The 18,364-nt window shown below is 66.3% G+C and carries 17 protein-coding genes; 9 read left to right on the top strand and 8 right to left on the bottom strand.

Annotated features, from left to right (window positions below):
- Nucleotide 1 precedes the first annotated feature (1 nt).
- Nucleotides 2-1,186 carry a glycerophosphotransferase gene (locus tag Q0L11_RS04045; protein ID WP_296595568.1) on the bottom strand — a complete coding sequence of 395 codons (1,185 nt, stop codon included), beginning with the start codon at nt 1,184-1,186 and terminating at the stop codon, nt 2-4.
- A gap of 314 nt (nt 1,187-1,500) precedes the next feature.
- Here Q0L11_RS04045 and Q0L11_RS04040 point away from each other — a divergent pair, with 314 nt between their 5' ends.
- The 3 genes from Q0L11_RS04040 (at nt 1,501) to Q0L11_RS04030 (ending at nt 4,134) form a co-directional block, all read left to right on the top strand.
- Entirely contained in the window at nt 1,501-2,274 is a 774-nt protein-coding gene (locus Q0L11_RS04040) for a response regulator transcription factor (RefSeq protein WP_296595567.1), read from the top strand.
- Entirely contained in the window at nt 2,265-3,008 is a 744-nt protein-coding gene (locus tag Q0L11_RS04035; protein WP_296595566.1) for a hypothetical protein, read from the top strand. The genes Q0L11_RS04040 and Q0L11_RS04035 overlap by 10 nt, the downstream gene beginning before the upstream one ends.
- Before the next feature lie 76 nt (nt 3,009-3,084).
- Nucleotides 3,085-4,134 (top strand): aromatic ring-hydroxylating dioxygenase subunit alpha, encoded by a 1,050-nt coding sequence (locus Q0L11_RS04030; protein WP_296595565.1) that lies wholly within the window; start codon nt 3,085-3,087, stop codon nt 4,132-4,134.
- A 174-nt stretch (nt 4,135-4,308) separates the two neighbouring features.
- Here the strand turns inward: Q0L11_RS04030 and Q0L11_RS04025 are convergent, their stop codons facing one another.
- Entirely contained in the window at nt 4,309-4,755 is a 447-nt protein-coding gene (locus tag Q0L11_RS04025) for a carboxymuconolactone decarboxylase family protein (protein WP_296595564.1), read from the bottom strand.
- Nucleotides 4,756-4,889: 134 nt separating this feature from the next.
- Nucleotides 4,890-5,387 carry a GNAT family N-acetyltransferase gene (locus Q0L11_RS04020; protein ID WP_296595563.1) on the bottom strand — a complete coding sequence of 166 codons (498 nt, stop codon included), beginning with the start codon at nt 5,385-5,387 and terminating at the stop codon, nt 4,890-4,892.
- Nucleotides 5,388-6,151: 764 nt separating this feature from the next.
- Between Q0L11_RS04020 and Q0L11_RS04015 the strand changes: the two genes are divergently transcribed.
- The 4 genes from Q0L11_RS04015 (at nt 6,152) to Q0L11_RS04000 (ending at nt 11,317) form a co-directional block, all read left to right on the top strand.
- Entirely contained in the window at nt 6,152-7,750 is a 1,599-nt protein-coding gene (locus Q0L11_RS04015; RefSeq protein ID WP_296595562.1) for a tetratricopeptide repeat protein, read from the top strand.
- Between the two features lie 125 nt (nt 7,751-7,875).
- Nucleotides 7,876-8,793, top strand: a complete 918-nt coding sequence (locus tag Q0L11_RS04010) for a tetratricopeptide repeat protein (protein ID WP_296595561.1) — start codon at nt 7,876-7,878, stop codon at nt 8,791-8,793.
- Entirely contained in the window at nt 8,756-9,796 is a 1,041-nt protein-coding gene (locus Q0L11_RS04005; RefSeq protein ID WP_296595560.1) for a hypothetical protein, read from the top strand. Before Q0L11_RS04010 ends, Q0L11_RS04005 begins: the two co-directional genes overlap by 38 nt.
- Nucleotides 9,797-9,856: 60 nt before the next feature.
- Nucleotides 9,857-11,317: a hypothetical protein gene (locus tag Q0L11_RS04000; protein ID WP_296595559.1), complete on the top strand. Its 1,461-nt coding sequence runs from the start codon at nt 9,857-9,859 to the stop codon at nt 11,315-11,317.
- A 598-nt stretch (nt 11,318-11,915) separates the two neighbouring features.
- Here Q0L11_RS04000 and Q0L11_RS03995 read toward each other — a convergent pair.
- Nucleotides 11,916-12,059, bottom strand: coding sequence for a hypothetical protein (locus tag Q0L11_RS03995; RefSeq protein WP_296595558.1), 144 nt, complete (start codon nt 12,057-12,059; stop codon nt 11,916-11,918).
- Between the two features lie 357 nt (nt 12,060-12,416).
- Between Q0L11_RS03995 and Q0L11_RS03990 the strand changes: the two genes are divergently transcribed.
- Entirely contained in the window at nt 12,417-13,367 is a 951-nt protein-coding gene (locus tag Q0L11_RS03990; protein ID WP_296595557.1) for a hypothetical protein, read from the top strand.
- Between the two features lie 175 nt (nt 13,368-13,542).
- On the opposite strand, the gene Q0L11_RS03985 is transcribed toward Q0L11_RS03990, so the two are convergent.
- On the bottom strand, nt 13,543-14,169 hold the full coding sequence (locus Q0L11_RS03985; protein WP_296595556.1) for a tyrosine-type recombinase/integrase: 627 nt from the start codon (nt 14,167-14,169) through the stop codon (nt 13,543-13,545).
- 246 nt (nt 14,170-14,415) lie between these two features.
- Between Q0L11_RS03985 and Q0L11_RS03980 the strand changes: the two genes are divergently transcribed.
- Nucleotides 14,416-14,832: an ankyrin repeat domain-containing protein gene (locus Q0L11_RS03980; protein ID WP_296595555.1), complete on the top strand. Its 417-nt coding sequence runs from the start codon at nt 14,416-14,418 to the stop codon at nt 14,830-14,832.
- Between the two features lie 252 nt (nt 14,833-15,084).
- On the opposite strand, the gene Q0L11_RS03975 is transcribed toward Q0L11_RS03980, so the two are convergent.
- From Q0L11_RS03975 to Q0L11_RS03965, 3 genes are all read right to left on the bottom strand, one after another.
- Nucleotides 15,085-15,477: a response regulator gene (locus Q0L11_RS03975; RefSeq protein WP_296595554.1), complete on the bottom strand. Its 393-nt coding sequence runs from the start codon at nt 15,475-15,477 to the stop codon at nt 15,085-15,087.
- Nucleotides 15,478-15,549: 72 nt separating this feature from the next.
- Nucleotides 15,550-17,892 carry a CHASE2 domain-containing protein gene (locus tag Q0L11_RS03970; RefSeq protein WP_296595553.1) on the bottom strand — a complete coding sequence of 781 codons (2,343 nt, stop codon included), beginning with the start codon at nt 17,890-17,892 and terminating at the stop codon, nt 15,550-15,552.
- Nucleotides 17,892-18,364, bottom strand: a 473-nt coding sequence (locus Q0L11_RS03965; RefSeq protein WP_296595552.1) for a hypothetical protein, incomplete at its 5' end; no start/stop codon positions are given. The genes Q0L11_RS03965 and Q0L11_RS03970, both read right to left, overlap by 1 nt.

The raw sequence follows: 18,364 nt of genomic DNA, 5'->3' as shown, positions 1-18,364 counted from the left end.
CTCAGGGCGCCGGCTCCCGCGGCAGCGCCGGTGCCAGTGTGGCGCGCGGGTCGGGCGCGCGGCGGCGCGCGCGGCGGGCCTGAAGAATGGCGTCGACCACCGCATCGGCCGCCCGCTCCGAACAGGACCGCTCCCCCAGGTCGAAGGTGTCGGCGAAGGCCGCCAACTGCCGGGGGTGATGCTCGCCGAACGTCCGCACCGCCCGATCCACCAGCGCCAGCACGTCGCGCCCGTCACGGCCGATGGGGCCCAGCCGGACGTGCGCAGTGTTCGGATCGTCGGGGCTCAGCACGCCCCCGGCGTCGAGGAAGGCGCAGGGGCGCGGCTGGGCGATGAACTCATAGACCTGACTGCTGACGTCGCCGAGGTAGATGTCGGCGGCCCGCGCATAAGTCATGTCGCAACTGCGCGCCCCGCCCAGGTCCACGTGCACGTGCGGCAAGGCGGCGAACGGCGCGACTAGGTCGGCCAGGCCCCGCACCCGCTGGGCCAGGCGAATGTGCGGCGCGAAGATCAGGTTGAAGCGCGACTGCGCGGCAAACGCCCGCAATACGTCCGCGCCGAAGCGGTCCCACGAGCCCAGCGCGGCGTCGAAGTGGGGGTTGTAGAGCACGGTGGGCCGGGGCGTCGCGAACCACGGCGCCTGCGCCCCGCGGCTCGCCTCCGCGGCCTCGAACTTGGGATAGCCGACGATACGGTAGCGCCCGGGCCGGATCAGCCGCTCGCGCAGCATCCGCGCCTCTTGCTTGGCTCCCGCCAGCAGCGCGAAGTCGAACTGGGCGATGCGCGGCTCAAAGCCGACGGCGCGGTCGCCCGCGCCGTGATCGGAGTGGATCATCAGCGGCCGGCGCACGCCGATCCGCTTCAGGAACAGCGACGTCCGCTCCGGCGCCACCAGGGCGTCGCAGCCGGCCAGGAACGGCGCGGCCGCGGCCAGCATCAGGCGCTTCGGCGGGTGGCGGGCGGATGCGGTCAGTCCGTCCAGTCCCTTCGGCCACAGGGCGCGGAACGTGAGGCCCCCAGCGCCCAGCGTCTCGCAGAGCGCGCGGGCGGGCTCGATCGAGCCCGCCCGCGCCACGGCCACATGCACATCGACGTCGCCACGGCGACTGAGGGCGGCGGCGATGGGCAGCACGTGTAACGCCTGGTGCCACTGCGCGATGTTCAGGAGGCAGACCGTATGCATCTCGGTCGCCGCACCTACGAAGGAGACTATTTCTTATACGTCGCAGAATAACTGTATCTCGCGCGGGCTTGATTTCCTTTCGATGTCAGCCACGCCGGGCGTTCGCGGGCGCCCCAGACCGACGATCAGGCCGTGCCGCGCCGCCGCGCCGGGGAGGTTTTGAAAGCGCTCGCTCAGGGCGAAAACCCGTCCGCTCCGTTACAGACCGTCGCACAGCTGCACCTTATTGTGTCCCACTGTGTCGGTATCCGAGGCGATGCAGACCGACACCCCAAAGTCCTGCACGCCGCGTTCGGATCGATAACAGTCGTCGCATGCACGATGACGGCGACCGTCCCCGCCTGCTTTTCGTCGGCCACGATCGCGATGATCGGACGAGGCTGACCGAACGGTTGAGCGGCGCGGGCTACCAGGTCCGCACCGCCGACAGCGCGGCCGCCATGCACCTGGCGCTGCGCCGGCATCGCTGCGACCTCGTCATCCTGGATGTCGCCCTGCCCGGCGAGGACGGCCTGCAGCTCTGCCGCGACCTGCGCGCCGACTCCGACCTCCCGCTGATCCTGCTCACCGTGGGCGAGGACGCCGTGGATCGAATCGTCGGTCTGGAGATGGGGGCCGACGACTGCCTGTCCGGTCCATTCGAACCGCAGGAGCTGCTCGCGCGGATCAAGAGCGTGCTCCGCCGCGTCCGACGTCGCGCGCCAGCGACCGCCCCGCTCGATGCCCGCCTCGTGCGGTTCGCGGGATGGACGCTCGACTGGGGTAGTCGCCGGCTGCATCGCGCCAACGGACGCGAGGCCGGCCTTTCGGCCCTGCAGCTCCAGCTCTTGCGGACCCTGGTCGAGCGCCGCAACCGGATCGTCACGCGCAAGGAACTGATCGCGTCCGGCGGCCTGCTGGAGGCGGCGACGCCCCGCGCCGTGGACGTACAGATCGCCCGCCTGCGCAACAAGCTCGGCGCCAAGACGATCCGCACCGTCCGCGGCGAAGGCTACGCGTTGGCCGTGCCGCTGCGGTTCGAGTGGTCCGAGCCGCCCCGAGATCTAAGCCCGCCAAAGACCGCCCCGGACTCCCTGCCATGCGCCTGACCCACGGACTGTTCGCCCTCGCGCTCCTCAGCGTCGGCGGTTGCGCGACCGAGCCTCGCCAGACGCCGCCCGAGCCTGGCGGGCCGCCCCCGGGTGCGGGGCCGCCGATGCTGTTCATCAGCCCCTCCGGCGAACCCTTCCGCGGGCCGCCAGGCGCGCCCTATCCCGTCGTCGACTGGTTCGCGCGGGCCGACGCCAATCACGATGGCCGGCTCGACCGCTCCGAGTTCGTGGCCGACGCCATGCGCTTCTTCGCGGCGCTCGACCGCAACCATGACGAGGTCATCGACGGCCCGGAGGTGCGCTACTACGAGACCGTCATCGCGCCCGAGATCCTGCGCGGCCCGCAGTTCGGCGCCGCCGGCGGCCTCCGCCTGCAAGCCGCCTACCAGGGGGGCGGCGGTGGCATGGGCGGCATGGGCGGCATGGGCGGCGGCATGGGACCGCCCCCCGGCGGTGGCCGCGGCCGGCCCCCCGGCGGAGGCGCACCCGGACGTGGCCAGAGCCTGGCCGGCGCCGCGCCTTACGGCTTGCTGCGCGAGCCCCAACCCGTCGCCGCCGCCGGGCTGAGTATCGGGGGCCGGATCACTCCCACCGACTTCCGTCGGCGCGCTACCGAGCGCTTCGACTGGCTGGATCGCGATCGCAAGGGCTTCCTCGAACTGGCCACCCTGCCCAGGACCGCCGTCCAGGACATGGCGGCCGGCGGCGGGCGCCGGCGGCGCCCGGCCTGAGCCTGGCGCGGACGCTTCCCCCAAAATGCCCTATCCCTTTGGCGACCGGCCGGGCTTTCCCCGCAACCAGTGGTACATGGCGGCCTGGTCGCACGAGGTCACGCGCGCGCCTATGCGCCGGACCTTGCTCGGTCAGCCGGTGCTGCTGTGGCGTCAGGCCGATGGTCGCGCCACCGCCCTGCTGGCCGCCTGCCCGCATCGCTGGATGCCGCTGGATCCAGCGCGGCTCGTGGACGGAGACCTCGAGTGCCCCTACCACGGGGCCCGCTTCGACGCCTCGGGGGCCTGCGTTCGCGCACCGCTCGACCAGCGTGCGCCGCCCAGCTTCGCCTTGAGGCGCTTCAGCGTCGTCGAACGCGGACCATGTGTGCTGATCTGGATGGGCGACGGCGACCGGGCAGAACCATCGCGGGTCCCGCCTGTCGAGCGCCTGGGCCTGGGCGTCGCGGGATGGCGGCAGGACGTCGGCGCACATCAAAGTGTCGCCGCGCGCATCCAGCTCGTGATCGAGAACCTCTTCGACCAGTCGCACATCGGCGCGGTCCATCCAGCCACCCTGGGCGGCGCCCACGCTGAGGCGATATCGAGCGAGGTGGTCGAGGACCCGCATAGCCTCAGCGTGATCCGCACAATGCCCAGCATCGCGAGCGATGATCTCATGCGGACTCTAATGCCGAACCTCGGCGACCGGATGATCAACCGTGCGCGCATCGAGATGCTGGGCGCCGGAATCATCGCCTCGCTCGGCTCGCAGACGTTTGCCGCCGAGGAGGTCGACAGCATCGGCCTGCTACTGGGTGAGCTGAACTTCGTCCACCTGCTGACGCCCGAGACAGCGGGCCGTACCCATTACTTCACCGCCATCACGCGCACCTTCGCCTGCGACGACGACGCGTTCTCCCAGATGCTTCTGGAGCGCAACGCGTTGATCGTCGCTGAGGATGCCGCTGTCCTGGAGGCGCTGGAAGACGTGGTCGACGCGGTGGCCGACCGGCGGACGGAGGTCACCTTCGCCTCCGACGCCGCGGCGATCTGCGCCCGCCGCCGTATCGCAGACATGATCGACGAGGAAAGGGCCAGCGGCAGAAACCGACCGCACGGTTGCTTGGATGCGCCGCCGCCCTGACAGCCGCACGCCAAAGGCGGCACCACCGTGCGCTGCGCCGATTCACCCCGCCATGTATCGTTTCAACGCGGCGTAGCTGTCTCCAGTGCGCCAAGAGCTGACATCGAGATTGGGCCGGCAATCGGACATTCGGCGGCGCGTTCCCGTCTCGACCACGCCCCATGGCGAGACGCCTCAGGGGGTCGCAGCGACAGGTACTCGAAATGGCGCGCCTAACCGGTTGAAGGCGTTCATTGCAGCAATCGCGATCGTGAGGTCGACGAGATCCTTCGGTTCGAAGGCTGCTGACGCCGCGGCGTAGGCCTCGTCCGAGGCATGCGTTTCGCTCACGCGGGTCACTTCCTCCGCCCAGGCGAGCGCGGCCCGCTCCATCTCGGAGAAGAGCTGCCCGACTTCGTCCCAGACGGGCACAAGCGCGATCTTGTCGACCGACATGGTCTTACGCAGATCGCGGCTGTGCAGATCGATGCAGTGGGCGCAGCCGTTGATCTGCGACACGCGAAGGAACACGAGGTGAATCAGCTCCGCTGGGAGGCTAGTGCGGTTCACCACGTAGTGGTGGACACCATAGAGCGCCTTGGCGCCCTCTGGGGCGACATTGGACCAGTTCAAGCGCGGCATGGGATCTCCTGACATAGGCTTTGATCCCAAGACGCGCGGCCGATCCTGGCTGTGACATCGAGCGCTGCGGGCGCGTCGGCAAAGGGCCGCGTCGCGCAAGCACTGACCTTGATGTCAGACCCGAGAGCGGACCTTCATCCGCGCCACTCGAAATAATGGGTTTCCTCACCGTTCTCGTCGAGCCGGATAGCGCTAGGCGTCATTCCGACCTTCGTCAGGACAGCGCGCGACGCGACGTTTTCGGGAGCGATCGAGGCGATGAAGCCCATCAGGCCGAGCGTATCGCGGCCGTAGGCCAGCAGCCCGCCGACAGCTTCAGTGGCCAGGCCGCGGCCCCAGTGGGCTCTGCGGAAGGCATACTTGATCTCAGGCTCGACTTGATCGCCGGGATGCACGATCCCGCAGAAGCCAACTACGTTTGAGCTGGACAACTCCTCAGCGGCGTACATGCCGTATCCTCGGCGCTCATAGTTGGCCCGGGTCACGGCCAACCACCGCGAGCAATCGGCCTCGGTCAGCGGCTGGCCGTCGCCAACCCAGCGCATCGCATCGGCATCGCCGTAGACTTCGGCCAGGATCGGGAGGTCCGCATCCTGCCACCTTCGAATCGTGAGGCGCTTGGTCTGGAACATCGGACCGATCGTAGCGGTGGGCGCAACTCGGCCAAGGCCCAAGCAAGGTCACGCTTGCGCCAGTTGGAGACGTTGGTGTCGCGCCGGAAAGGCGACATTCAGCGCCGGGGGCCAAAGTCCGCTTGTTGGGCGGGACGCGATGACGGGATGCGACCCATAGGCGACATCCGGAAGGTCCACTAGACGGCTCCCTCAGCCACAGAGCAGCTTCTCGCTACGCTCCCTTTCTGCCCTCGACAAAGTGACTCTGGGCTCGCGGACGTTATTCTGAGCCGCCGCCTTATTGCGAAGGATTGGCGCCGCGGGTCTGACCGGCGTCCCTGAATAGACTTCGTCGTATTACTTTAGCGAGGCTCTGAACCAGCAATAGGCTTCATTCAGGCTCGCCGCGACTCAAGAGGCCATTCGTAGCCACGGACTTTCGTCATCCGCAAGCGACCCGGCCAAGCTCGGCGCAAGCAACTCGCGCCCAGTGGCGCTCGTCGGGAGCGCGCGGCCGTACCGTCGACGTTGTCGAAGGCTCCCTTCGCTTGCGAACCAATACGCGTTGATTAAGCTTGGCCTCATAGTGTGGTCGAGAGCCAGGGCAGCCAGGTGAATACGCCAAACGAATGCTGTGCGTTCTTGAGGGCGCTTGGCGCCGGCGGCAATGGAGCGGTTATGATCGTGCCCGCCGACTTGGCAAGCGGGGACCCGAGGCTACCACGAAAGGATTACCTCGGGGACGCCGCCGTTCCGCCTGTCCGAGCAACGGCGGGGGGCGTATGACGCTTGAGGTTGTAACCGATTCCGACAACCGCAAGCGGGGGCGCTTGGTCATCTGTTTGGCAGGGCTAGTCGTGACGGCCGCGGCTGGCGGTGCAGAGGCCGCTTCCGACGAATTCGGGTTGAACGCGCGAGATCTGCAGATTCGCTCCTCGCCCCAGCTCCTGAGGCGGGCTGATTTCAAGTCCCGGCGAGCGGAGATCGAGGACGCGGCCAGAAATGGCGATCCGCGCGCCAACCTGTTGATGGCGGGGGCCTATGCGAACGGGATCGAAGTGGCGAGAAGTCGCGACAATGCGCTCCGCTTCGCCGCGGCCGCGGTGACGGGCGGACTCTCGCGCGGTCTTGGCCTGCAATGTAGCGCATGGGCCGCTTCCGACCTTGGTCCACCCGATTTTACCGTGGCGCGGAGGCTCTGCGCGGAAGGGGTCGCACACGGGGATACGGCGTCTCTGTTCAGCTTGGGCCTCATGCTGCTGCTGGGACAGGGCGGCCCCAAGGACGAGGCTCGGGGGCTCGACTTGATCCGTGAGGCTGCGGCCGGAGGTCATCTCTACGCGCGCTATGAGCTGGCGAGACGGGCCTACTCAGGTGATCTCGTTCCAAAAGACCCGACATGGGCGACCTCGGAAATGCGGGCGCTGGCCGAGGACGATCTCCCCGAGGCCCAGTCGTTTCTGGCGGTCAGCTACTTCCAAGGAGCGAATGGCCTCGCTGTCGATGTCCAACGCGCGATGCGTCTGTTCCGGTCTGCGGCGACGAACGGCGTTCCAGAGGCGCAGTACAACCTTGGACTCGTCCTGGAGTCTGGAGTTCCGGGAGTGGCCGCCGATCGACGCGAAGCATTTGACCTGTTCGAGAAAGCCGCGGACGCGGGGTATCCGAAGGCCCTCGTCAAGATGGCGCGGGCCTATCAACTCGGCGGCGGCGATCGCCCGATCGACTGGGGACGGTCAATGGCGCTCTATAAGCGTGCCGCCGAGCAGGGCTTCGGCCCCGGGTTCACGGGGGTCGGCCTGCTCTATCAGAACGGCCAAGGTGTCCCGCAAGATTACGCCAAAGCGTTGGAATGGCATCGCAGGGGTCTCGCCGCCGGCGACGATGCGGCGGCGCGCTGGGTTGCCGACAACGAGCGACGCTTGGCCGAAGCGGCCGCGCGGAAAGTCGCCACGGCCAAGGCAGCCGATCTCGAGCGACGTCAGAGAGGGGCCGAAATCGCCGATCTCAAGGGCGGACAGATTCCGTCGCGCCTGCTGGGCGCGACTCTCAGTTGCGAGTTCGACGTTCTGCAGTTCCTCCCAGGCTCCGATCTCGCCTCGCGCGAATATGGCGGATGGATGGTTGTCAGCTTCTCCAGCCCGGATTTGGCTCACCTGCGGAGCTCCGAGTCCTTGCACCCGGGCACCTACAGGGTCCAGTTCGTCGATGGGTGGTTGCGGCTTGGGTATCCGGCCACCACGCGCAACGCGCTGAACATGGAGGTGCGCTGGAAATCGCCGCCCCAGGTCAACGCCCGGACGCTGAGGTTCGAGGCCGAGTACGAGATGACACTCCTCGGTCTTCCCGCACGAAAGCGGCTTGAGGGATCGTGCGAGTGAGCGGTGGACGTTGGCGTAAGCCACGACACCCAAGTGGCGTTGCGGGCGGAGGGGCGATGTTGTCGAAGCGGGGGCGTTGGCACAGGGCATTCGCCCATTTGGTAAGCGCAGGCTTGTTTCTCCTCATGCTCCTGTCGCTCCTGCCGGAACTCCGGGTCTGGGGGCCGGCAGGCCCTTTGATGGCCGTGGGGTTCGGATTGGCAGCGCTGGCCGTAAACCCCTTCGTGGCCAGGTTGTTTGCAAGGCAGGGTTGGGCGTTCGTCCACGTCTTAGGCTGGCTCTTGGTGGGGGGCGTACTGGTCTGCGCTGGCGCGGCTCTCTTTGTGACGGAGTATGCCTCCGAAGTTGCCGTCGACGCGCGTGATCATCCGACCGCAAAAGGTCGGATTCTGACGAAGCGCGCCGCCGAAGCTGGCGCGCCAGTGGCCATGTACAATCTGGGCCTCGCGCTGCTGCACGGCTACGGCGGAGAGCCCGCGCCTGGCGATGGCGTCACCTGGCTAGAGGCCGCGCACCGCGCCGGCTACACGCAGGCCGCCGGTGTCCTGAGCGACGTCTATCTCAACGGGCCGGAAACGCCGAGGGATCTGGCCAAGGCTGAGGCCTACGGGCGAGAGGCCGTGACGGTGGGACAGTATGCGCCCCTGTACAACCTCGCTTTGGCTTATCAAGACGGCAAACTGGTGTCCAAGGACATGGCGAAGGCGGTGGAACTCTATGCGGTGACGGCGGCCAAAGGGCACATCAAATCGGAGGCAAACCTTGGCGGCGTCTTGTTGGAAGGCAGGGGAGTCCCGCGCGATGTCGAGGCCGGCATGGCCTGGCTCGAGAAGGCCGCCGATCGCGGAAACTCGTACGCGCAGAACGAGTGGGGATTGCGCACTGTGATGCGCGATACGGGAGGTTGGATCGGGCCAAGGGGCGACGGTACTTCACGATGGCCGCGGATGGACCCAATCCGAATACGGCGGCCGTGGCGCGTGAGAATCTCCGGAGGGCGTGCGGATGAAGGACGGCGTAGACGCGGCGGTGATCCCACTTGAGACGCTGTCCGCGGATGTGGAGGTTCGTGCCGCCCCCGGCGATGTCGCCCTGCGTGACTTGGTGCGTGAGCGGCTGGCTGGCGCCGGACTGCAAATAGCTCAGGTCGGCGAACCGGCGCGCGTCCGGCTGTTCATCTGGACGCCGGAGGCTGCGCGCGTCTCTTCCCGCGAGCCGCTCGGCGCGCAGCGCACCGTCCATGTCCGCTTGCGCCCTTGCGAGCCGCCACCCTGGGCTCACCCTCTGATCGATGTGTTCGGCTGGGCGCCCGGCGTCGCCCATGCGGGATGGGACCAGGTGCTCGAGCAGGTCGGTGATTTGGCTTTTTCCGCCCCGGCCGAGGGCGTCGCGGCATCCCGCGCAATCGACGAGGCCCCACTTGCGAAGCCGCACCCAGGGGGGGCGGGCCTTAGGTTTACGATCCTCCCCTACGTTCTATTCGGAACGCTCCTTTTCACCGGCGCGGAGTTCCTGGACCTCACCAGTGCGGTGATCCAGCAAGGAAGATTGGAGCGAGCATGGATATACACGCCGCTCTTTGCGGCGCCGCTCGTACTCGTTTTGGCCGCGTCGCGGAAGCTGAGACTGTGGGAGGGGGCGGCCCTTGTCGCGGCAATGACCGTGGCCCACTTCGTCGCAATCAGGTCCGTTGCATTCACGATCGGCCTCACGGCCAGGTTCGCGGTATCCGAGCTGGCGGATGTCGTTGTGGCCGGCGCCTTCGCGGTCGCGAGCCTGATCGGGTCCACGCTGAGTCTTGCGCCGTGGCTAATGATCTGGAAGTTCGCGCGGATCGACCACACGCTTCGGCGTGTGGGCGCCAATTCGATGGTCTTGGCTATAATCGCCGGCCTTGTGGCCTATTGGCTACGTGATGCGTCGGACAAGGCCCTCTTGTTCACGCTCTTTCCGGCGTGGCAAGTGGTCTACGGCTTTGCCCTTGCAGATCTCGTGCGCGATCGCGATCGCGATCGGCGTCGCCGCTTCCGCCGTGACGGGATCTGACAGGAAGACACTACCCAGACGCCGAGCGGACCGTCGGTCATTCTGATAAAGGGGGGTACAGTGAGACGCATTGGCTTCAAGAGCCTCGTCCTTCTGCTCGCGCTGGCGGTTGCCGCACCAACCGCTTCGTCCGCGCAGAGCGTGGAAAGTGTCCTTCGCCGGGAGCGGCAACGGGAGAAGGCGGAAGCCATTCGCCGAGAGATGGAGCTGCGGCGGCAGCGAAGGGGGCCGATGTTCCCGCAACTGCAGGAATATGAGCAGGAGCGAAGATCGACTGAGCAGGAACGTCTCGCCGACGCCCGGCGCATCATTTCGCAGCCGGTTTCCCCCTCACTCTTCCGCCCGGAAGGCGCCAAGGATTTCAAACGCTTCGTGGAAGCCGCTGCGATCGTGGATTACTGGGACAAGGGCGTCTGCTTGGAGCGGCTCTATGCGTCACAGGGGCGCCGTTGGAACGGTACGAGGGTGCGCAATTCGCCTGAGGATGCCGCATGTACGCAGCCGAATGTGGCCAAGGCGCTCTCGGACCTAACCGACGGGTTGCGGATGTGGAGCGCCCAGGCGCCCGCCACGATCGAGGGCCTGAAGCAAATCAACATCGCCACGAAGGCCTACACCAGCCTTTGGTCGGACTTGCGCGTACGCGGTTATACGGAAGACGCGCCGGCCCGCGCCGTTCAGGCCGCACGGTCGGTTCTGAACGCGCGACGGGACGCTCTGATTCCGGTGCTCAGGCCGGAGATTCTAAGCCGGATCAACCTTGCGGGCCAAGATCTGCTGACTGAGGAGCTGTTCGACTCCGATCCCGCACTCCTGACCGAGTGGGAGTACGCGCGCATCATCCCGAGCTATCGGCGGCAGATGGAAGCGAAGCTCGGCGCGCGGATTCCGTTCTATAAGACCGCCGATCCGCGCTGGGCGTCCGCCCGCGAACGCGAGGGGCGTCTGGTTGGGGACCCCACGGACGAGGAGATCGCCTACGCCCTGCTTCGCACGATGAAGAGAAACGGAGGCCGCCTACTGGCTCCGTTCACAGCCTCGGTGCCACATGCGGACGCCCGGTTCGGCTCCAGCTTCGGCGACGCGCTGTCGCCGATGATCCTGCAGGTCCACGACATCCAGAAAGTTCGGTGCACGCCAGAGGGGCGTGGCCGGCGATGCGCCTTCAAGGCGTACTTCCTGATACTCACGATGCGCAACGATCCGCTGTCCATCTCGCTCAACCAGGCGGCAAACGCCAATTACGGCGCGCTGGCTTCAACCCTGCTGGTCCCGGGGCCAGGAGGTTGGACGGCACCCGAGTTTGAGGGACTTCTGCTGAAGGCGCACGCCAACGAGGTGGGCGGGTTCACCCAGTTCTTCGAGGCGACCGCAGACGCGGTCTCGACGGGCATCGGTATCGTCGACGAGGTGGCCAATCCCAAGATCAGCCCGCAGGAGAAGCGCGAGCGCGAAAGGCGTGAGCAACAGGAACGCGAAGAGGCCGAAAAGCTCCAGGAACGCCGGTCGACAAGCCGGTGACGGGAATGATGAGGTCGATCCGCGTCCGCCCGGCGATGCTTGTCGGCGTCGCCGTGCTCTTGCTTTTCGGGTGCGGTCGACGGGTCGACTCCGATCCGCCCCCAGCAGTCGAAGCGGCGGCCGCGCCAAGTCACGTCGACCCTGCCGAGATGCCCGACGCAGCGCCTGTACCGCCGGACGCCGCGCCTCCGAAGCCACAGTGCCGCGCCCTCCAACGCACAGCGGCTTCCTGCGGCGGTCTGGCCACGATCTGCACATCGGGCGGGGGCGGCGCCTATGTCGCATGCGGCGGCGGCGCGACGATCTGCACCTCTGGGGCTAGGGGCGACCGGGTTGCCTGCGGCGGACGCGCGACCATCTGCTCGTCGAGTTCCGATGGATCGCACGTCGCCTGCGGCGGAGAGGCGACCATCTGCACGTCCAGCTCGGACGGAACGCAGGTCGCCTGCGGCGGACGCGCGACGATCTGCACCGGGAGCTCGGACGGCTCACATGTAGCCTGCGGGGGCGAGGCCACGATCTGCACAACGAGTTCGGATGGCTCACAGGTAGCCTGTGGCGGCCGCGCGACCATCTGCAGCGGCAGTTCCGACGGCTCTCAGGTGGCATGCGGCGGGGAAGCCACGATCTGCACGACGAGTTCGGACGGCTCGCACGCGGCCTGTGGCGGCCGCGCGAACATCTGTACGAGCAGCTCCGATGGTCGCGACGTTGCCTGCGGCGGCGAGGCGACGATCTGCACCTCGAGCTCCGATGGCCGGCAGGTCGCATGCGGGGGACGCGCGACGATCTGCGCGACGAGTTCGGAGGACGATGACGGCGTCTGCGAGACCTAATCGAGCTCAGTCGATGTGCGGAGGAGTCTGGGTCCGATGATCAGCCGGCGCCAGCCCAACTTCAGCGCAGCACTCCTCTCCTCCATCCCCGGCGTTCACTGAAGGCGCGGCACGAGGACCGCTTTCTGGCGGGGCGCTAACGACCGCCTCCGACCCAATGGAGACATTCCTTGCCTCCGCACCATGTTCGAGGCGCACTACTGCTGGACGCTACAACCCACGTTCGCCTAACGTGAATTTGGCACCATATGGTGGAGGGGCGAATGCGGGTAGAGACATATAGTCCGTTAGCGTACGCAAACCTTCTGGACTTCTTCGTTGTGAAGGACGCGGTCCCGAAGCTCGAAAAGCAAATCCAAGAGCTTGGTGAAGTTATCCAGGCCCACAAGATGGCGCATATCGTTGGCGTCGCGCTTCTTCATAAACACTTTCACCTCTATGAGGGCGAAGTGCTCGCTCGAAAGGTTCGCGACAACGAACTTATTATTGAGCCAACGGCTGCAAATTCCTCGAATATCACGCCGTTCGTCTGGGCATTCTCAAAAGTAGGCCGAAGCGAACCATTTGCATTGCGGCCGGTAGAATTTGTGGAAAATTCAAACAAAACGAAGATTTACCTAGAATCGGCTAGTGCGGTGGAGGCCTCGCAGGAGTTTCTCGCCGACTACTTTGAGACCCTTGCTCGTCAAGGTTTGGCAAACGTGTTTGGGTTGGGTCTTCATCCAGGGCGACTGTTCAAGATCAAGCCGGGTGAAACCCTCATGGAGAACGACGTCGCTAACGCCCGTCGTCTGATTTTGAAGCCGACGCCGATCTCGGATCTTGGTGAAGTATCTCCCACCCAAACGCTTTGGGTCTTCAAGGAAGGTATTTCGGCAGCGAATGCCCCGAAGCCACAGTGGTGCTTCGTGCACTGCGGCGTACATGTGCCAAGCTGCCAAGTTCATTGTGGAATTCACGTGCCAAGCTGCCAAGTTCATTGCGGAATTCACGTCCCACCTGTCGACGTTGTTTGCGACGCGTGCCGTGTGAACCCTCTTTGGCCGATCGCGGTCGACGGGCTGAAGCGCGCAAAGGAAGCTCACCTAGTCACCGCGGAGACATGGCAGTCGTTAGTCGACGAAGCGGTCTACACTGCCACTGAATACAACGCTATTGTCGGATTAGTAGCGGCAGCTTGCGCAGATTGCCTCACCAAGGATGTGTTCGGGTAGCTCGCACCACATCGCGGCAAAGCCGGAAATCTCAGGACGGGCCGAGGCGGAATAGAAGGCGGCAAGCGCAGCCATTTCGGGCTTGCTGGTACGTCCGCAACCCACCCCTTGCAGACGCCTAGTGCGGCCGCTCGCAGGCTTACATCGATGGCGCCGGGGAACTCACGCTCCTACGTCAGATCTCAAGATGCTCGGAAAGCTCAAGCGCGTCGTCCACCTCGATGCCGAGATAGCGCACGGTGCTCTCGAGTTTGCGATGGCCCAAGAGCAGCTGACAGGCTCGCAGGTTGCCCGTCTTCTTGTAGACGAGCGCGACCTTTGTCCGACGTAGACTGTGCGTACCGTAGGCAGCTGGCTGCAGGTCGATCATGGTGACCCAGCGGTCGACGAGCCGGGCGTACTGGCGCGTGCCGATGTGATCGCCATGCCGGCTGCGGCTCGGAAACAACCAATCATCAGCGCGCCTTCCTCGCCGTTCCAGCCAGGCAGCAAGCGCCTCTCGCGTCGGCTCGGTGATTTCGAATGGAACGGGCCGACCGGTCTTCTGCTGTATCACGGTCGAGCGCTCGCGAAGCACGCCACCCGGCGCGACGTCGCTCACGCGGAGCTTGACTAGGTCGCAAGCCCGAAGCTTTGCATCGAGAGCGCAGTTGAACATCGCAAGATCGCGGATCCGCCGGAGCATCTTCAGCTGCTGGCGGATGGCCCAGATGTGCTTGGGCTTGAGCGGCGCCTTAGGGCCGATCAGACGCCCGGCGTTCCAGGGTCTTCGAGGGGTTCGAAATAGGTCTGGCTGTGCCATGGCCACCTCCATGAGGTCGCCCGTCCAGCCGGGACAGACTATGCGCCGTTCGGGGCGAGGTTGGTATCGGCGACACTTCTGATCGCTCAGCTGTGAGCAAGCGTCAGGACGGCGCCACGAGGAGACGTTGGGATCGCGCCGCGAACCGGATCATCCAGGCCCCCGGTTATCCATTCTCATTCAGGCGGATGTAACGGCCAACGGCCAGGCTCGCTGAGAGGCTGGGTTCTCTGGCGGATGCTGTCGATGAGTAAGAGAAAAGGGCCGGCGAGCCTAACTGCTCGCACCCTCGCAGCAATTCGAGTTGCTTACGAACTGGATGCGTCCAATCCGAAGTTCGTCTCCATCGACGCCCGCGACTCTGACGACGACACCCTTCTGCACCGTGCGGTCTTCCGCGGCGACCGCAGAGATGTCCAAGACCTGTTGGTGCTCGGCGCCAACGTTCGTACGCACGGAGACCTGGGTTACACTGCACTCCACTACGCGGCCATGCAGGGTCACCGAGAGATAGCTGAACTGCTCTTGGCTGCAGGAGCTGATCCGGCCGCTACCGACGAGCAAGGCCATGTTCCTGCGCTAACCGCGGAGCTTGCGGGCAACGCCGAAATCGCTCGGCTGCTACGGTCGCCGCGAGGCTGGCAGAGGGTTGTCAGCGGCTGAGGTGTGAAACGTCGCAGTCTCAGTTGCGCCACAAACGGTTCTTGGCTCCGCGCCCGACACCGGACACTCGCGGACAAGACACGAGCGTCCACTCATGGGCGGCACCGATAACGAGGACGAACCAGAGCGACCTGAAAGGTGCTCCACGGCCGCTACTGACGCAAAGCGATCCGCGTTAGCCGAACAGGAAGTTCAACGCCGCGCGCATGAGCGTATGCGCTGAGGGTGATAGCCGCGTCGCCGACCCCGGGGTCAAGCCAGCATCCCACCTCGTTCGCTCGATCTTTGGATCACCTCGCCAATGGCGTCGAACAGCGCCTGCATCTGCACTGGCTTGTGCAGAAGATCGTCGGCGCCGGCGTCCATCGCCTGGGCCCGAATGTTGGGCGCATTGTCGGCGGTCACCACGATGATAGACAGCCCTGCCTTCGCGTCATTCCGGGCGCGAATGGCGCGGATCGCAGCCAAGCCGTCCATACCGGGCATCCGCAGATCCATGAGGATCAGGTCGAAGGGGTGGGCGTCGATGAGCTCCAGACCGATCTCGGCCCCCTCCGCCTCAACCACCTCAACGTCCGCGGCGCCCAGCATGCCCTTCACGACCGCTCGGTTCATCGCGTTGTCATCGACGAAAAGTACGCGCACGGCGCCCTCCAGGCGGCTCTACACTGGCCCTGCTGACATCTATAATTTGCGAGGCTTTACAAAACCCTGAGCTTAGCCGGCCCTCCGCTTGCCGAGCCTGCTAGGTTCAGCGGCCGCCGTTCGGCGAAGCGCCCGAAGCCTATCGACGAAGTCCGCGGCGCCGATCGGTTTGCGCACGACACATGCTCCTGCCTCTTCCAGATCGGCCACATCCTCGGCCGCACCGCCCCACAGCACGACGACCTGAGCGCCAGCGGCCGCTTCATCCAAATCCCTGAGCGCGCTTAGGGCCCCAGCCGGCGTGGCAAGCGACTTTCCTTCCACGAGCAGAATGTCGAAACGGCGCTGTCCCAGCGCCGGAAAGGCCTCGTCGGGGGTGGCCACAATCTCCAGCGCCGCCACCTGCCCGCCGAGGGCCGCCTTCATCACGCTCTGGGCCAGGGGGTTCGCTTCCACCAGCAGGACCGCCGCGCCGCTCAGCCCAGGACCGCCGGCGGCCTCCTGCGTCGCGTGAACGCGATGCAAAGGCAGTCGCAAGGTGAAGCGAGAGCCTCGGCCTAGCTCGCTTTCAAGCTGCACATCGCCGCCCATCGCTCGCGCCAGTCGGCGGCAGATGGCCAGTCCAAGCCCTGTGCCTCCGAACTTTCGGGTGGTGCTGTCATCCACCTGCGAGAACGCGTCGAAAACCTCCTCGAGCTTGTCCTGGGGAATTCCGATCCCCGTGTCGGACACCTCCAACGCGAGAATCTCACCCTGGGCGGATGTCTCCACCGTCGCGATCAGGGCGACCTCGCCGGTCTCCGTGAACTTGATGGCGTTGGCCAGCAGGTTGAAGAGGATTTGCCGCAAGCGCCCGGTGTCTTCCCTGATCAGCGCCGGGACGCCCCTGCGATCCGCCCGCAACACCAGACCTTTCCCCTGGGCGCGCCCCGCCCACAGCCGAACCGTGTCGTCGAGCAACTGGTGCAGATCCATCTGCACGGGGACTATGGAAAGCGCGCCATTCTCCATCTTCGCCACATCAAGCAGGTCATCCACCAGCGCCAGCATGGTCTCCCCGCTGCTATGGACCAGCCGCAGCTTGTCGCGGAGGCCGTCGGCAAGGTGACGATCAGCGAGGATCACCTGCGTCATTCCCATGATGCCGTTGAGCGGCGTCCTGATCTCGTGGCTGGTCATCGCCAGGAAATCGGTGCGCGCCTTGAGCGCTCGATCCAAGGCCCGATTCACCACTTGGAGCTCGTCGTGGGCGGCCTTGATGCTGTCCCGGCTCTCGCGCATGTGCTCGGCAAGTTGCACAAAATGCGCCTCGCGCTGCTCGACCACGGCCCGCGCCCGGCGCTTCAGTTCCTCGCGCACGGTCCAAAGGAGGCATAGGGCCTGGGCGAGCAGCAAAGGCGCCACATCGACGCTGACGGGGAGCCAGGCCTGCAGCGCCAGCGGCGCGCCCAGCGCGGTCGCGGCGACCAGCAGATGCCGCCGCAGCATGCGGCCGTAGACCCGCTGGGCGCGGGGGCGCAGAAAGAAGGCCGCCAGGATCGCCAGGCCGACCGTCACCGGATGCGACAGTTCGCGGAGTGCGCGGCCGGCGCGAAGACTCTCGTACGCCAGGGCGTGGACGTAAACGCCTTCGAGCGTGCCGAGCATGGGCGTCGCGAATTCGTCGCCGAGCTCGAGGGCGGTGGCGCCAATCAGAACATTGCGGCCGCGAACGAGGGCCGGATCGAAGCGGCCGGCGTGGACCGCCTCGAATGAGAGCCGGTCGATGTCGGCGGCGCGAATCCCGTAATCGATCAGGAAGGCGCCTGATGGACTGGGCGAGCGCCCGGCGAGCGCTGCCGCCAGCGAGGATCGCCCGCCTTCGCCTTCAGCGAACGAAGGGCGGTAGCGTCGTACCCGTCCGTCGCGGTCTACCGGCACGTTAACGCTCGCGAGCACCGCTTGGTCCGTGAGGGGCTCGATGGGGCGGCTGTCGGCCTGACGGCGATGCTCGCCTTGGCCCGCCGCCTGCACGAACGTTGGGAGGACCACTTGGCCGGGATGGCGATTGATGGCGGCCGCGAGCGCCGCGTCGGACGCGGGCGATGAGGGGGCGCTGAAGTCCACGTCTAGGGCTACGACCTGCGCCCCTGCAGCCGTAAGATTGTCGATCGCCTGGGCGAACCTGTCTCGGCTCCACGGCCACGACTTGGCGGCCCGCAGGCTGTCGACGTCGATCTCGACGACCGTCAGGGTATCGCTGGGCGCCCGCTGCAGCACCATGAATCGGAACTGGGCCAAGCCGTCGTCGACGGGCTGCAGCAACCCCGTCGTCGCCGCGAGCGCCACCGTCAGGACGATCAGCAGCAGGCCCGCCGTGGTCTGGACGCGGGCGATGAATCCACGCCATTCAAGTCGTGGCGCAAGGAGCCCCATCAGGATCGCACGCTGCCGCCAGCGTTGCCATTGCGACCTCCGCGCCCGCCGTTGCCGCCCCCCGACGCGCCGTTGTCAACGCCGCCGTTCGCATCCCCGCCGCCACCGTTCCCATTCGCGTTCCCGGGCCCGGCCCCAGGATTGCCGTTGCCGTTGCCGTTTCCATTTCCATTCCCAGAGCCGCCCGTGTTGCCGGCCTGGTCGCCACCGGCGCCGTTTCCATTGCCCCCACCATTGCTCTGGCCGCCGCCAGTGCCGTTTCCGTTGCCGCCGGCGTTCCCGGTCGCGCCGCCGTTGTCCTGGCCGCCGGCGTTGCCGTTGCCGCCGTCAGCGCCGTTTCCGTTTCCGCCGACGTTGCCGGTCGCGCCGCTATTGCCCTGGCCGCCGCCGTTGCCGTTGGCGCCGCCCGCGCCGTTTCCGTTGCCGCCGGCGTTCCCGTTCGCGCCGCCATTGCCCTGGCCGCCGCCGTTGC

Source organism: Phenylobacterium sp., from assembly GCF_024508875.1.
In the GTDB taxonomy this organism is placed as follows: Bacteria; Pseudomonadota; Alphaproteobacteria; order Caulobacterales; family Caulobacteraceae; genus Phenylobacterium.
Note: the sequence above shows the minus strand (reverse complement) of the source record. Positions and strands in the feature narration are given on the sequence as shown.

What these genes read in the sequence shown, in the direction of transcription:
- Q0L11_RS04045 (WP_296595568.1), bottom strand. Translation starts at nt 1,186, where the DNA reads ATGCATACGGTCTGCCTCCTGAACATCGCGCAGTGGCACCAGGCGTTA.
- Q0L11_RS04015 (WP_296595562.1), top strand. Translation starts at nt 6,152, where the DNA reads ATGACGCTTGAGGTTGTAACCGATTCCGACAACCGCAAGCGGGGGCGC.
- Q0L11_RS04035 (WP_296595566.1), top strand. Translation starts at nt 2,265, where the DNA reads ATGCGCCTGACCCACGGACTGTTCGCCCTCGCGCTCCTCAGCGTCGGC.
- Q0L11_RS03990 (WP_296595557.1), top strand. Translation starts at nt 12,417, where the DNA reads ATGCGGGTAGAGACATATAGTCCGTTAGCGTACGCAAACCTTCTGGAC.
- Q0L11_RS04030 (WP_296595565.1), top strand. Translation starts at nt 3,085, where the DNA reads ATGGCGGCCTGGTCGCACGAGGTCACGCGCGCGCCTATGCGCCGGACC.
- Q0L11_RS04040 (WP_296595567.1), top strand. Translation starts at nt 1,501, where the DNA reads ATGCACGATGACGGCGACCGTCCCCGCCTGCTTTTCGTCGGCCACGAT.
- Q0L11_RS03980 (WP_296595555.1), top strand. Translation starts at nt 14,416, where the DNA reads ATGAGTAAGAGAAAAGGGCCGGCGAGCCTAACTGCTCGCACCCTCGCA.
- Q0L11_RS04020 (WP_296595563.1), bottom strand. Translation starts at nt 5,387, where the DNA reads ATGTTCCAGACCAAGCGCCTCACGATTCGAAGGTGGCAGGATGCGGAC.
- Q0L11_RS04005 (WP_296595560.1), top strand. Translation starts at nt 8,756, where the DNA reads ATGAAGGACGGCGTAGACGCGGCGGTGATCCCACTTGAGACGCTGTCC.
- Q0L11_RS03985 (WP_296595556.1), bottom strand. Translation starts at nt 14,169, where the DNA reads ATGGCACAGCCAGACCTATTTCGAACCCCTCGAAGACCCTGGAACGCC.
- Q0L11_RS04025 (WP_296595564.1), bottom strand. Translation starts at nt 4,755, where the DNA reads ATGCCGCGCTTGAACTGGTCCAATGTCGCCCCAGAGGGCGCCAAGGCG.
- Q0L11_RS04010 (WP_296595561.1), top strand. Translation starts at nt 7,876, where the DNA reads ATGCTCCTGTCGCTCCTGCCGGAACTCCGGGTCTGGGGGCCGGCAGGC.
- Q0L11_RS03970 (WP_296595553.1), bottom strand. Translation starts at nt 17,892, where the DNA reads ATGGGGCTCCTTGCGCCACGACTTGAATGGCGTGGATTCATCGCCCGC.